Below are 14956 nucleotides of genomic sequence, written 5' to 3' on the forward strand. Positions count from 1 at the left end.
TATTTCATTTAAATGGCTGACAATATTCACTGTTATTACTGACAGAAGTTATTTAAGGTTTTACTAAAATCATGTCAGTTTATCTTTAGCAATATTTTGCTCCACTAATTAACCAAGAGTTCAAGTCCCTTAGCTATGATTTAATGGCGTTCAAAATAAAAATATCGATGATTAATTCACTACAGGCTAGTCAAAATTGACTTCAGCGGGTAGAATCTAGCCCATCAATTTATTAAGAACGACGAGATGCATTCAGATGGGCAGAGCATACCAAAATCGCAAATTATCAATGGCGAAAACAGCAGGCGCAAAAACTAAAGTTTATTCAAAATACGGTAAAGCAATTTATGTAAGTGCCAAAGAAGGCGGTGTTGACCCAGATGGTAACCTAACACTACGTGGCTTAATCGATAGAGCTAAAAAAGATCAAGTACCTACTCACGTCATTGAAAATGCAATAAAGAAAGCATCAGGCGCTGGAGGCGAAGATTTTGTTGCCGCAAGGTATGAAGGTTTTGGTCCAGGTAACTGTATGGTTATTATTGATTGTTTAACGGATAACGGTAATAGAACGATTAAAGATGTTCGCCAATGTTTTACCAAGACCTATTCTAAAATTGGTTCATCGGGCACCGTTTCTCATATGTTTAATCATCAAGCTGTCTTTGCTTTTCAAGGCGAAGATGATGAAACTGTATTAGAAACCTTAATGATGGCTGACATTGATGTAACAGATGTTGAACTTGAAGACGGTATCATTACTGTTTATGCACCACATACTGAGTTTTTCAAAATAAAAACTGAATTTGCTAATTCAATGCCAGAGTTTGATTTAGAAGTTGAAGAAATCACTTGGGTACCGCAAACCTACACTGAAATTACCGGTGAAGATGACACAGCAAATTTCGAGAAATTTATCGCTATGTTAGATGATTGTGATGATGTACAAAACGTTTATCATAATGCCGATATTGCAGAGTCGTAATTTGCAACAGTATTAAGTCCAGGATGTCTGTTATCAGACATCCTGTTTTCTACTATATCAATATGTATCAACCTTATATGCTGTTCACATCGGTGTTAAAGGGGAACGCTCCTTTATTTAGCCAGCTTTTCCATCATCACGTTTACCGCGTCTAAATGCTCAGGGTTGTTATGACACATTCCTTGAAATACCGCACAAATATCAAGAAAGTCTGGTAAGTCGGTACGTTGTGCCATTTTCATTAACCGCTTAGTTAAACGCATTGCCGCCGTTGGTTTACTGGCAATATCATTTGCTAAAGCCATAACGTTATCCATTAAACACTCAGCATCAACAACATTTAACACCACCCCCATTTCTTTCGCTTCATCGGCATTAATTATTCTGCCTGTAAAAGTTAACTCCGCGGCTTTTTGATAACCAATAACTCGCTGCATAAACCATGCACCACCATCCCCTGGAATAAGACCTAAATTAGCAAATGTTTCGCCAAACTTAGCTTTTGTTGAGGCTATTCGGATATCACACATATTAGCAACATCGAAACCGGCACCGATTGCTGCACCATTAACAGCAGCAATAATAGGGACTTCACATTTATGTAATGCTAGTGGAATGCGCTGAATTCCTTGACGATAACGAGCTTCAAGTTCTTGTACATCACCAGCAAAATCACCACCACGTTCAGCCATATCTTTAATATTTCCCCCCGATGAAAACGCAGAGCCGGCACCGGTAATAATCAGCACAGCCACATCAGCCGTTTTATTAACCCACTCGACGGTGGTAACAATATCATCAGCAATTGCGGTACTTGTTAGCGCATTACGTACGTCATGGCGATTAAAGGTTAGCGTAGCAATATTATTATCTAGTGCGAGTAGACAGTCGGCTAATTGGGGAAGATTTTCTTTCATCGTTGTTTCTCATCAAGTTTGACTTGTTGCCAATATTCTTCAAGTTTTTCTAGCGAATGTTGTTCAAATTCTACGCCAGAGCTTGCCACTTGTTTTTCAACACCATGAAACCGTTTTGTAAATTTCTGATTTGCTTGGCGTAATAACTGCTCAGGGTCTTGTTTGGCATGGCGACAAAGATTGACAACGGCAAACATTAAGTCACCTAATTCTTCAGCGAGCGCTTGCGGATTATTTTGCTCAATTTCAAGATGAACTTCTTCGACTTCTTCGACAACCTTAGCAAAGACATCTTCAATGTTATGCCAGTCAAAACCAGCATGTGCGCAGCGTTTTTGAATTTTAGCGGCTTGAGAAAGTGCGGGTAAATTTCGCGGAATATCGGCTAAAATACTGATGTGTTCGTTGAGGTTTTTTTGTTGTCTTTCTTGCGCTTTTTCATTTTCCCAATTGGCATTAATCTCTGCATCAGATGTTAGATTTTTATCGCCAAAGACATGAGGGTGTCGACGAATGAGTTTCTCACAAATGGCCGCGACGACACTGTCAAAATCAAATTGTTTTTGTTCTTGCCCGAGCTGACTATAGAAAACAATCTGAAATAACAAGTCACCTAATTCTTTTTCTAATTCTGAGAAGTCTTGCTGTTCAACAGCGTCAATGACCGCATCAGCAACTTCGTAGGCTTCTTCAATGGTATGCGGTACTATCGAAGCAAAGTCTTGCTTGATATCCCACGGGCACCCTGTTTTAGGGTCGCGTAACTCGGTCATGATCCAACGTAGCTTATTCATTGAGGCTTGTTCAGTTAACATATTAATACATTTTCCATAAGGTAGATAAAATACAACTAGAGTCGCTTAACTTCTAATACATCATCAAGTTGAAGTAATTTGCCAATTAAACGTCCTAATATTTCATTATTTGGAATTTCAATATTTAACAACATAGCGACTGTTTGCTTGCTTGGATCAGAACGGCTTTCCATGCCAACAATACTGACCCGTTCATTGGAAACAATCGTAGAAATATCACGCACTAAACCTTGACGGTCACTCGCTATAACTTTCACTGTTGCTAGATAGCTCTGTTGATTCTGCTCACCCCATTGTACTTCTACTTCTCGTTCAGGTTGCTGAACTAACGAATTCGCTAATTGGTCACAATCATTGCGATGCACCGAGATACCCCGTCCCTGAGTAATAAAGCCAGCAATATCATCGCCTGGCACCGGATGACAACATTTTGCCATATGCGTTAATAAATTACCGACACCCGATACCGTAATGCCATTAGCATCGGTTTGAGATTTTTGTTGTGCCTGTTGAGGTTTGACCAAACTTTGTGGGTCAAGATCTACCGGTGGTTTGTTTTTCTCGTCATGATATTGCAAATGATTAATCACTTGCATTAAACGGGCATTACCTGAGCCAATAGCTGCATATAAATCATCAATCGATTTTATATTAAAGCGCCTACTCGCTGACATTAAATCAGTCTCGGTCAAATCGATTTTAGATAATTCTGTCTCTAACTGTTCTTTACCTATGGCAATATGTTTATCACGGTCGAGTAATCTAAAAAAATGTTGAATTTTTGACCGTGTTCTAGGTGCATGGGTATAATGCAGATTAGGGTTTAACCAATCACGACTTGGATTAGGTGTTTTACTGGTTAACACTTCGACTTGATCGCCTGTTTTTAAGCGGTAAGTAAAAGGTACAATCCGTCCAGAGACTTTCGCGCCGATGCAACAATGACCTACATTTGAATGAATATAGTAAGCAAAATCTAAAGGTGTAGAGCCAGCAGGTAAATCAATAACATCGCCGTTAGGTGTAAATACATAAATACGGTCTTCAAAGACCTGACTACGTAATTCATCGAGTAAATCGCCACTTTCGCTGACGTCATCTTGCCATTGTAAAATTTTTCTTAGCCAGCTAACTTTTTCATCAAAACCAGTTTTTTTATCCGTGTTCTTACTGCCAGTGCTGCCTTCTTTATAACGCCAATGAGCCGCAACACCCATTTCTGCATCATCGTGCATTTGCTGAGTTCTTATTTGTACTTCTACTGATTTGCCTTCTGGACCTAATACAACCGTATGAATCGATTGATAACCATTAGGTTTTGGTGTGGCGACATAATCATCAAATTCGTTAGGTAAATGCTGCCAACTGGTATGAACTATACCTAATGCGCCATAACAATCTTGAAGTTTATCAACAACAACCCTCACGGCTCTAACATCAAAAAGTTGTTCAAAACCAAGCGATTTTTGCTGCATTTTTTTCCAAATGCTAAAAATATGCTTGGGCCGACCATACACTTCACCGGCAATATTTAAATCTTGTAATTGCCCACTAAGATTACTCACAAAATTAGCCATATATTGTTCACGGTCTAAGCGTTTTTCATCTAATTGTTGGGCTATATTTTTGTACACCTTGGGATGAAGGTAGCGAAAGGAAATATCTTCAAGCTCCCATTTTAATTGACCAATGCCTAGTCTATTAGCGAGAGGTGCATAAATATTGGCGGTTTCTTTGGCAGCTAAAACTCGCGTTTCTTCATCGGCATTTTTTACCAGCCTTAAGTAACAGACTCGCTCGGCAAGTTTAATAACAACAGCACGAACATCGTCAACCATGGCAACTAACATCTTACGAATATTATCAACTTGATTGGCCGACACTTGATTAGACTGGCCTTGCTGTAATGTCTTTATCGCTTGCATTTGGCTAACGCCATTACATAAATTTAGAATTTTCTTAGAAAAGTTTTCTTCTATATATTCTAATGATATGCATTGGTATTCATATAACGGCAGTAAAAATGCAGCACATAAAGAATCGCGATCTAAATTCAAACTGGCGAGGATCTCAACCATCTCTAAAGACTTAGTCTGGCATTCTTGCTGGTCAACATAAAAATCACTGACTTGCTGCCAAAGCTTTTCAAGTGCTTGATTTTTTTGTTCACTAAGCTCCAATGAACTTAACCATTGCTCAAAATTTATTTCCGATATTTGATGAGATTTACGTACCGAAACCATAAAAATAACCTACTAAATTTTAGAAAAAAAATGAATGTCTACTTCACAAACAATACCATAGTCTCAATATGCTTTGTTTGAGAAAACATATCCATTAAGGATATTTTTTCAATGCGATAACCCTGTGCTAGCAATAATTCACTATCTTTGGCTAAGGTTGCCGGATCACAACTGACATATAGCACGCTATTAATATTTAAATGTACTAATTGTTGTAACGCTTGATAAGCGCCAGCACGCGCGGGATCTAATAGCAGCTTAGTATATTTTTTATTTGCCCAAGCTTCCTCTTTCCAATGACTATTTAAGTCAGCTTGATAAAACTCACAATTACTTAAACCATTTTGCAAAGCGTTTTTATGCGCGTTGCTGACCATAAGTTCAACACCTTCAATACCTACAACTTGCGCAACTTTTTTAGCTATTGGTAAGCTAAAATTACCTAAACCACAAAATAAATCTAAAACAATATCTTGCTCGGTCAAGTTTAACCATTGAATGGCTTGATTTATCATGCTTTTATTAACTTGGTGGTTAACCTGAATAAAGTTGTCGCTACTAAAAGAAATAACAATATTGTCAGCTAAACTATAGTGCAAACTAGTTAAAGTCGCTTTATCGAGCGTTACTACCTCTTTACCTAAGTCAAAGAGAACATCACAAGAAAAATCATCACTGAATGCTTGCCAGTGACTTTTATCTTGCTTGGTCAGCGGCTCTAACTGGCGCACGACTACCGTCACTTTTTCTGTGGCAATAACTTCAATATGACCGATAGCATTTTTACCTGATAATTTTTTTAGTAATGTTCTTAAGGGTAAAAAGATATTATTTACCGGCTCGATAAGTACAGGGCAACTTTTAATATTAATCAGCTGATTGCTGCCCCGTTGTCTAAAACCAATAATGGCTTGGCCTGCTTTATTATACTGCACACCAATACGCGCCTTGCGGCGATAATGCCAAGGCTGGCTGACGATAGGCGCTTGCCAAGGAAGTGACTGCTCGTGGTTGCTTCGCGAAAATAAATCACTGACCTTCTGCTGCTTAAAATCAAGCTGAGTACTAATGGCTAAATGCTGTAAATCACAGCCGCCACAACTGAGAAAGTGCTGGCACTTAGCGGCAACACGCCGTTTATTAGCAACGGATACGTCAATTAACTTGCCACGACTATATTTGTTTTTTTGTTCAATAACCTTCACTTTTACAACTTCATCAGGTAAAGCACCATCAATAAATATAGGCTTTTTATTGTGTAAACCTACGCCACAGCCGTTAATATCAAGACGAGTAACCTTGATACTAACTTCTTGACCTAGTTCTTGTTTTTTAGCTGTTGCTTTAAAAAAATTCGCCATAACGAAATATACCTGTTAAGTGCTATAAATTTATATGACGATATGCCATGATAAGGTTATTCAATGTCATGATTTTACACTAAAGTTCAGCAGATAATGCATAAAATAAGTCTGAAAGATTGGGTAATTTTACTTACCATAGTGCCAACCACTTTGATCGCTTTCTCGATAGCTAGCTATTTTTCATATAGCCGTTATGAGGAATTAAATACGTTTTTAACGCAGCGCTCTCAAAGTATTATTGAACCCCTAGCAATTGCTAGCTCTTTAGGTATGTTAAACAAAGATCGTGTTCAACTGCGTAATCTGATGAATTTCACCCATCGCAGTCAATCATCAATTATCAAAAGTATTGCTGTTTTTACTAAAGATAACCAAGTTTTTGTCACCAGCTCTTACCACGGTGACGCCAATTTATTACGTCTAAAAGCAGGGCAAGTTATTCCCAACAGCACTATTTTCTCTAAAAATGGTGATGATTTTATTTTTCATAGTCCTATTATTAATGAAACTTTGATAAATGAGGCAACTCGCTCAATGTCTCAAGATAATATTGGCTATATTGCTATGCAGATTGACAGCAGTAATATACGTTTAAAACAACAAGACCAGATGCTATTTTCTTTTCTTATTGTCTTGCTTGGCAGTGTTTTTAGTGCATTTTTCTCTTATCGATTGATTAAAAACTTTACGCGTCCAATAGACGCTATGGTACTTGCCGTTGATCGTATTAGAGAAGGAAAACTAGAGAGTCGAGTCACAGGACAATTAATTGGTGAATTAAACTTTTTGAAAAACGGTGTCAATGCGATGGCACAATCATTAGGTGATTACCAAGAAGAAATGCAAGGCAGCATAGATCAAGCCACGACCGATTTACGAGAAAGTTTAGAGCAATTTGAAATACAAAACGTTGAACTTGATATCGCTAAACGAAAAGCACAAGAAGCGAATAAAGTTAAATCAGAATTTTTAGCCAATATGAGTCACGAACTGCGCACACCACTTAATGGTGTTATTGGTTTTACTCGCCAGGTATTAAAGACACCGCTGACTATTACCCAGCGCGATTATTTACAAACCATAGAGCGATCCTCAGCTAACTTGTTAGCCATTATTAATGATATTTTAGATTTTTCAAAATTAGACGCTGGAAAAATGGTTATCGAAAACATTCCTTTCTCGATGCGAGCAGCGGTCGAGGAAACATTAACATTGCTTGCGCCAACATCTCATAAGAAAAATATTGAGTTATCTTTACGTGTTAATCCGCAATTACCTGATGCTCTCATTGGTGATGCTATGCGAATTAAGCAGGTATTGATCAACCTGACCAGCAACGCCATGAAATTCACTGACAAAGGTTCTGTTGATATTGATGTCGACAGCGAACGCATTGAAAATAATATTGCGGTTTTAAAAGTAACAATTAAAGATACTGGTATTGGTATGAACCATGAGCAACAGAAAACTATTTTTGAGGCTTTTGGTCAAGCTGATAAAAGTGTTACGCGACTTTATGGTGGCACAGGATTAGGCTTAGTTATTTCTCAACGCTTAGTCACTGAAATGAACGGCAATATGGGTTTTTCTACCGAGCAAGGTCAAGGTTCAACATTTTGGTTTACTTTTCGTTGTGAAGTAAATCCTATCTCTATTGATAATATTTTTGATAATCATGAGTTAGCAGGTAAAAGTGTTCTTTATTTTGAACCTCATACGCATAGCCGTATTGCGACCAGCGAAATTCTTACCGATTGGAACTTGGCTGTTCATCCGGTCCAAAACTTAGTACAAGTTAACGATTTATTGAATGAAAAGGTACATTTTGATTTTGCTCTAATAAGTCATGATATAACGCCGACAGCATTAGTTGAGCTAAAAGAGCTTATCGTCACACTCTCAAAAAACGTGACTCAAATTCATTTAGCGATTAACAGTAACTCGCCAAATTTACAGGAAGCATTGATCGCTTGTGGAGCGAAAAGCTGTTTAAGTAAACCCATTACGCCAGAGCGATTAAATAAGGTACTGTTACCGAGAAATCACCTGCTAGATATCGTGAGATCAACGTCAGAAGACAATAAAATTCCAGTTAAAATTTTGGCGGTTGACGATAATGAAGCCAATTTAAAGCTTATTAATGAACTTTTACTCGAACAAGTCAATGAGGTTACTACTGTCGTCAATGGCCAAGAAGCGGTAGATATTTGTAAACATGAAAAATTTGCAATGATATTCATGGATATTCAAATGCCGATAATGGATGGCATCTCCGCGCTAAAAAGCATTAAAGCAATCACTTTTAATGACAATACTCCCGTGATCGCAGTAACCGCCCATGCCCTTAAAGAAGAAAAAGATAAACTGTTGAAACTGGGCTTTGACTCTTATATGACTAAGCCTATTGACGAAGCTATGTTACGTCACTGTATTTATGAATATTGTGATTTAACACAGCCACAAAATATTAAAACAATGAAAAATAAAAATATCGATAACACAGATTTAAATCAACAAGCTTTTGATACTAACAACGCAACGATTATGCACCGACGAAACCATCAAGTAATTGACTGGCCTTTAGCATTAAAACGAGCAGGCAATAAAGAAGAACTTGCCAAAGAGATGTTTAAAGGTTTAGTGCAAAGCCTGCCTGAAACAAAACTGAATATTTCTGAAGCATTGACCTCGCAAGATGTTGAGCAATTAAAAGTACTTATTCATAAGCTTAACGGTGCTTGCTGTTACTCGGGTGTACCCAGCCTAGGACGTGTTGTTCATCAGATAGAAACAGAACTGAAAAGTGGTGTCACTATCGATGACTTAGAACCTGAATTTTTTGAATTCTTTGAACACATTGATAATGTCATTAATCAAGCACCAGAAGTTTTTAATAAAAAGCCTAACATTGAGCACTAATAATTATTTGATGATTATTTAGCTTTAAAAAAAAGTGACACCGCTAGGGTTATTGGCTCAATGACTTACTTAAGGTTAAATATAGGCGTTAGCGCTTCGGTAAAGGTGACCAGGTTAAAGCTGATAGCAGGACCTGAAAGGCTATGAATATTCAAAGGCTAATCAAGTAACAGCTGATTAATATCGGCAACTAAACTAGTATTGGGCCTTTCAATAATTCGCCCCAGCTCTTCGGTTTTACTTTCATCTCGATAAACAACGATAGTTGGCGTGTATTTGACATTATTTTCTTTGGCTAATTGCTGTGGGTCTTCTTTTTGGTAATCGAGTGCAATAAGTGTGGCACTAATTTGCTTATTGCCTTGCAGTAATTTAAGTAGTTTAGGCACTTCACGTTCACTGTCATGACACCAAGTCGCAAAATAAATGTCTATTTTTAACGATTCAGGCCACTGCGCAACAATTTCTTTTTCTTGCTCAGTAATTAAAGACTCATTGAAGTTTTTATTAAAAGCACTAAAGTCACTCAACAATCTAGCTTCACTGATCACACCTAAGGCAAAGCCATTATTATCCTCCGCGTGAACTGATAATGACAATAGATGGCAAAAAGCTATAGTGAATACTGTGAGTAGGACTTTTATCATTGCGACTCTGCTTATGTTATATCCGTGCGACTGCAACCTAGCTGTTTAGCAATTTTTTAGTAGCACGGTAATGTTTAATGTTTTTTTAATTCGTTAGCTTTTAATAACATGACTTTGCTTTCTTGTAAAAAGATATCAGCATAATCACCAAACCAATCGGAGACTTGGCTAAACATGGTAACAAAAGCATCTTTATCACCCATTTCAACATCTTCTAACAACTCTAGAAACCGATAAGCGAAACGTTTCATCATCGCGACATTATCTTGATTTGAAAAAATGATATCAGTATAAAGCACAGGATCTTGAGCAAATAAACGACCAACCATAATTAACTCTAAACGATAAATAGGCGAACTCATTTCAACAAGTTGAGAAATGTCAGCCCCTTCAGTCATTAAGTGATAACCGTAAGCAATTGTTGAAAAATGTCTCATAACTTGAACCATAGACATTGCTTGATCGTGCGCCGACGCATCGACGGGATAAATCTTTGCTCCCCAAACCTGAAATTGTTTCAGCAACCAATTATATTGCTCGGGTAAACGCCCTTCGCAAGTAATAATTGTTTGTTTGATTAACCCTGACACATCAGGTCCAAACATTGGGTGTAAACCAACAACCGGTCCTTGATGAACTTTCATCATTTCATAAAGTGGCATTTCTTTTACGCTAGTCACATCAGCTAAAATGCATGCTTTGGGTAAACAAGAAAGCTTTTGAATGATCATTGATGTTAAGCGAATAGGTACAGCAACAATAACGACACCGGCTTGGGCAAGGATATTGTCACTATTTGGCCAGTCATCTTGTTCAAGAACGGCTACCTGATAACCAGAGCGCTCAAATAAATCAACAAACACTTTACCTAACTGTCCGTTACCACCGATAACAACTATTTTACCACTCTCTGTATTGACACATTGATAGCCACTCGCATCTTGACTGATGTAAGAGTCACTCATTAGCCGTCTTAAAATATCTTCAATTAATTCTGGAGACACGCCTGCCTCCATCGCCTGTTGACGTCGCATAGTCAGTAATTGAGCTTCTCGGTCAGGCGCATAAATTGGCATACCAACTCGGCTTTTTAGCTCTCCCACTTTAGTGGTAACTCTGCGGCGCTTGGCTAATAGCTCGACTAATTGAGTATCTATCTCATCAATCTCATTTCTCAATGCGGTTAACTGAGGAGCAATACTTTTCTTATCCATTAATTTACTCATTTACGTTTCGCGTACTCGCCTTCATACTGATTTAAGATAAACGCTTCTTTAAAACACCATTAAGTTTATCGGTCGCATTTGCTAATAAAAGTGCCGTATCATTAAAATCAATACACGCATCAGTGACTGAAACACCATACTTTAATGACTCTTTCGGGCCATTAGTGCTTTGGTTACCTGCATTTATATGACTTTCTAACATTATACCAATAATTGATTTATTACCTTCAATTATTTGGTCAAATACATTTTCTGCCACCAATGGCTGGCGACGGTAATCTTTATTTGAATTACCGTGCGAACAATCGATAACAATACCAGGCTCTAAACCTTGTACACTCAATTCTTTCTCACATAACGCAACATTAGCAGCATCATAATTAGGTTTCTTACCACCACGTAAAATAACATGACCATCAGGGTTTCCAGAAGTTTTAATCAATGATACTTGTCCTTGACGGTTTATCCCCATAAAGCGATGTGAAGACGCTGCTGACTGCAAAGCATTAATAGCTACATCTAGGCTACCATTGGTGCCATTTTTAAAACCAATAGGCATAGAAAGACCTGACGCCATTTCTCTATGTGTTTGCGACTCAGTTGTTCTGGCACCAATCGCCGACCAGCTAAAAAGTTCAGCCAAGTATTGTGGGCTAATGGGGTCAAGCGCTTCGGTGGCTAATGGCAAACCTAAATCAGTTAAGTAAATCAATAATTCTCGAGCTTTACGCAAACCGGTTTCAACATCAAAGGTACCATCCATATGAGGATCGTTTATTAAACCTTTCCATCCAACGGTGGTGCGAGGCTTTTCAAAGTAAACACGCATAACAATATAAAGGCTGTCTTGATGCTTATCATGTAAGGCTTTTAACTTTTGGGCATATTCTTTAGCGGCCTCGAGATCATGCACAGAACAAGGACCTGAAATAACGAGTAAGCGATGATCTTTTTTATGAATAATGTCAGCGATCACCTTGCGGGCAGCTTTAACGAAATTACGTCCACTTTCTGACAAGGGGAGTTCATCTCTTAATTGATCAGGCGTTATTAATACATCTTCTGAATTGACATGAATATCGTTAAGGGTTTTTATGTGAGGACCTTTACTAGGTTGAACGTTCGGTAATGAGTTAGACATTGTATTTTCCATTTATCGCAAGATTGTTTATTAAAGTAAATATAGAACAAAAGAACTAAGTGTGACTTAGCAAAAGAAGGGCTAGTAATAATATCGATGTTGTTGGTTTTTCATAATAGTTCCGCTAATCGCTATATCGTAAAGAATTATTTACTCTGTTTGTACACAATATCTTACAGGGGTTTTTTTTGAAGGTACAGTAGTTTTAGTGTTTTTATTCTAGGTTATGTTCAGGGTGAACGGTATAACGTGCTGCCGTGACTAAATGGACATAGGAAGTAGAGTAACGTAGGAGCATTTACCGAGACGGCAAAGAAGGTAACTGTTCACAACTGCGGCTATTTATAATGCAGGGCGAAGCGTCCAAGGGTGAGTCGAGCATGGCCTTTCGCAGCATGTTCTATTGACGAGATCAGTGCACGTATTCAAGCCATTTTCCCGCCAATAAAAACATTAAAAGCGCCCTAAGGCGCTTTTAATTAAGTGCTTGTTAGTGACTAACTAGCGTGAACAATTCGATTACTTATTAAGTTCTCTACAACGCTAGGATCTGCCAAGGTCGATGTATCCCCTAAGGTATCAATATCGTTTTCAGCAATTTTACGTAAGATGCGACGCATTATTTTACCAGAACGTGTTTTTGGCAAGCCAGGTGCATACTGAATATAATCAGGTTTTGCAAAACGGCCTAACTCTTTAGCAACAAACTCAGTTAATTCTTTCAGTAACTCTGGTGATTCACTGGCACTAGCCATTAAAGTCACATAAGCATAAACACCTTGGCCTTTAATTTCATGCGGATAACCAACAACAGCAGCTTCAGCTACAGCAGGATGAAGCACTAAAGCACTTTCGATCTCAGCAGTACCTAAACGATGGCCCGAAACATTAAGGACATCATCAACACGCCCGGTGATCCAATAAAATCCGTCTTCATCACGACGTGCACCATCTCCAGTAAAATAATTACCAGGATATTGGCTTAAATAGGTTTGATAAAAACGATCATGATCGCCATAAACTGTACGTAACTGCCCAGGCCAACTACCCGTTATCATTAACAAACCTTGGTCGGCACCTGCAAGTGTATTACCTTCTTTATCAAACAGTGCTGGCTGAACACCAAAAAAGGGTTTACCTGCTGCACCTGGTTTCATATCAACAGCACCGGGTAATGAAGTAATTAAAATACCCCCCGTTTCTGTTTGCCACCAAGTATCGACAATAGGACAGTTAGACTTGCCAACCACTTCATAATACCAATGCCAAGCTTCAGGGTTAATAGGCTCGCCAACCGTACCGAGTAAACGCAACGATGAAAGATCTGATTGATGGACTAAATCGTCGCCAATACTCATCAAGGCTCTTATCGCAGTAGGTGCAGTATAAAAAATATTAACTTTATGTTTTTCACATATTTGCCAGAAACGTCCAGCATCCGGGTAAGTAGGTACCCCTTCAAATACTAGTGTAGTTGCACCGTTAGCTAACGGGCCATAGAAAATATAAGAGTGACCGGTGATCCAACCTGCATCTGCTGTACACCAATAAATTTCGCCATCTTTATAGTCAAAAACATATTTATGAGTCATCGCGGCATAGAGCGAATAACCACCACAGGTATGTAAAACACCTTTTGGTGTGCCTGTTGAACCTGATGTATAGAGAATGAACAATGGATCTTCTGCATCCATGACCTCTGGTTCACAAACGGCTGATTGCTTGGCAACTTCTTCTTCATAACTGATGTCTATTTTGTCATTCCATGCAACATCACCACCGGTGCGAGCAACAACAATAACCGTATGTACATTGGGACATTCGGCAACAGCTTCATCAACGTTCACTTTCAGTGGAATAACACGACCGCCACGTAAGCTTTCATCAGAAGTGATAACAACTTGGCAATCAGCATCAGCAACTCGTGAGCGTATAGCTTCAGTTGAGAAACCACCAAAGACAACAGAATGTACCGCGCCAATTCGAGCACAGGCTAACATGGCATAACCCACTTCAGGGATCATCGGCATATAGATACAAACACGATCACCTTTTTTAACACCACGTGCTTTTAATAAGTTCGCTAAACGACAAACATGATCATGTAATTCTTGATAAGTAATTTTTTTGTCGTCGCTGGGATCATCGCCTTCCCAAATGATAGCAGTATCATTGGCTTTAGTAGCTAAGTGACGATCAATACAGTTATAACTTACATTTAATTTACCACCAGAAAACCATTTAATATCAGCCGTTTTCAAGTCAACATCACTGACACTGTCCCAAGGTTTATACCAATCAAGAAATTTTTCAGCTTGCTCACCCCAAAATACATCAGGTTGTTCAATCGATTGCTTGTACATCGCATCGTATGTTGCACTATCAATATGAGTGTGTGCTTTAGCTTGTTCTAAAACTGGATAACAGCTTTTCAATTCTTTCATGTTGAGTCCTTCATTGCTGACTTGATATTATATCAAGTTGATTATTGCTTAAATGCTATTGATATTCATCTAAGCACTAATAGATTTTGAGGTTATTTTTAAAACAGTGACAACATCATATAGGAAGTTAATTAGTGCGACTACTCAACTAAAGTCGAATACGCCTTATTAAATTTCCATTAAAATGAAAAAAGATAATTGTCTACTAATAAGATTAACATTGAAACCCAATAATGACAACGCTGTCATTATTGG

General features: G+C 38.2%; 10 protein-coding genes. 2 read left to right on the forward strand and 8 right to left on the reverse strand.

The genetic code is table 11. From position 1 onward, the window contains the following. Positions 1 to 256: 256 nt before the first annotated feature. Positions 257 to 985 carry a YebC/PmpR family DNA-binding transcriptional regulator gene (locus H4J57_RS01285; RefSeq protein ID WP_070374723.1) on the forward strand — a complete coding sequence of 243 codons (729 nt, stop codon included), beginning with the start codon at positions 257 to 259 and terminating at the stop codon, positions 983 to 985. A gap of 113 nt (positions 986 to 1098) precedes the next feature. On the opposite strand, the gene H4J57_RS01290 is transcribed toward H4J57_RS01285, so the two are convergent. From H4J57_RS01290 to rlmD, 4 genes are read right to left on the reverse strand one after another with little or no spacing between them, the layout of a single operon-like run. Next, entirely contained in the window at positions 1099 to 1902 is an 804-nt protein-coding gene (locus tag H4J57_RS01290; RefSeq protein ID WP_182221109.1) for an enoyl-CoA hydratase-related protein, read from the reverse strand. Further along, positions 1899 to 2717, reverse strand: coding sequence for a nucleoside triphosphate pyrophosphohydrolase (gene mazG / locus H4J57_RS01295; RefSeq protein ID WP_182213394.1), 819 nt, complete (start codon positions 2715 to 2717; stop codon positions 1899 to 1901). The genes H4J57_RS01290 and mazG overlap by 4 nt, the downstream gene beginning before the upstream one ends. Positions 2718 to 2752: 35 nt before the next feature. Next, positions 2753 to 4960: a GTP diphosphokinase gene (gene relA / locus H4J57_RS01300; RefSeq protein WP_182213392.1), complete on the reverse strand. Its 2208-nt coding sequence runs from the start codon at positions 4958 to 4960 to the stop codon at positions 2753 to 2755. 38 nt (positions 4961 to 4998) lie between these two features. Further along, entirely contained in the window at positions 4999 to 6321 is a 1323-nt protein-coding gene (gene rlmD / locus H4J57_RS01305; RefSeq protein WP_182213391.1) for a 23S rRNA (uracil(1939)-C(5))-methyltransferase RlmD, read from the reverse strand. A 96-nt stretch (positions 6322 to 6417) separates the two neighbouring features. Here rlmD and barA point away from each other — a divergent pair, with 96 nt between their 5' ends. Next, positions 6418 to 9243, forward strand: coding sequence for a two-component sensor histidine kinase BarA (barA, locus tag H4J57_RS01310; protein ID WP_182241721.1), 2826 nt, complete (start codon positions 6418 to 6420; stop codon positions 9241 to 9243). 158 nt (positions 9244 to 9401) lie between these two features. On the opposite strand, the gene H4J57_RS01315 is transcribed toward barA, so the two are convergent. The 4 genes from H4J57_RS01315 to acs all read right to left on the reverse strand — a co-directional run bounded on the left by H4J57_RS01315 (position 9402) and on the right by acs (position 14701). Further along, a complete protein-coding gene (locus tag H4J57_RS01315) occupies positions 9402 to 9890 on the reverse strand; it encodes a thioredoxin family protein (RefSeq protein WP_182213387.1) in 489 nt (162 codons plus the stop codon). Positions 9891 to 9964: 74 nt separating this feature from the next. Then, positions 9965 to 11116 (reverse strand): bifunctional chorismate mutase/prephenate dehydrogenase, encoded by a 1152-nt coding sequence (gene tyrA, locus H4J57_RS01320; RefSeq protein WP_259366759.1) that lies wholly within the window; start codon positions 11114 to 11116, stop codon positions 9965 to 9967. Positions 11117 to 11147: 31 nt separating this feature from the next. Continuing rightward, a complete protein-coding gene (locus tag H4J57_RS01325; RefSeq protein WP_182213385.1) occupies positions 11148 to 12257 on the reverse strand; it encodes a 3-deoxy-7-phosphoheptulonate synthase in 1110 nt (369 codons plus the stop codon). Between the two features lie 497 nt (positions 12258 to 12754). Beyond that, entirely contained in the window at positions 12755 to 14701 is a 1947-nt protein-coding gene (acs, locus tag H4J57_RS01330; RefSeq protein ID WP_182213384.1) for an acetate--CoA ligase, read from the reverse strand. Positions 14702 to 14956 lie beyond the last annotated feature (255 nt).

Source organism: Colwellia sp. BRX8-7 (genome assembly GCF_014077275.1).
GTDB lineage: Bacteria > Pseudomonadota > Gammaproteobacteria > Enterobacterales > Alteromonadaceae > Colwellia_A.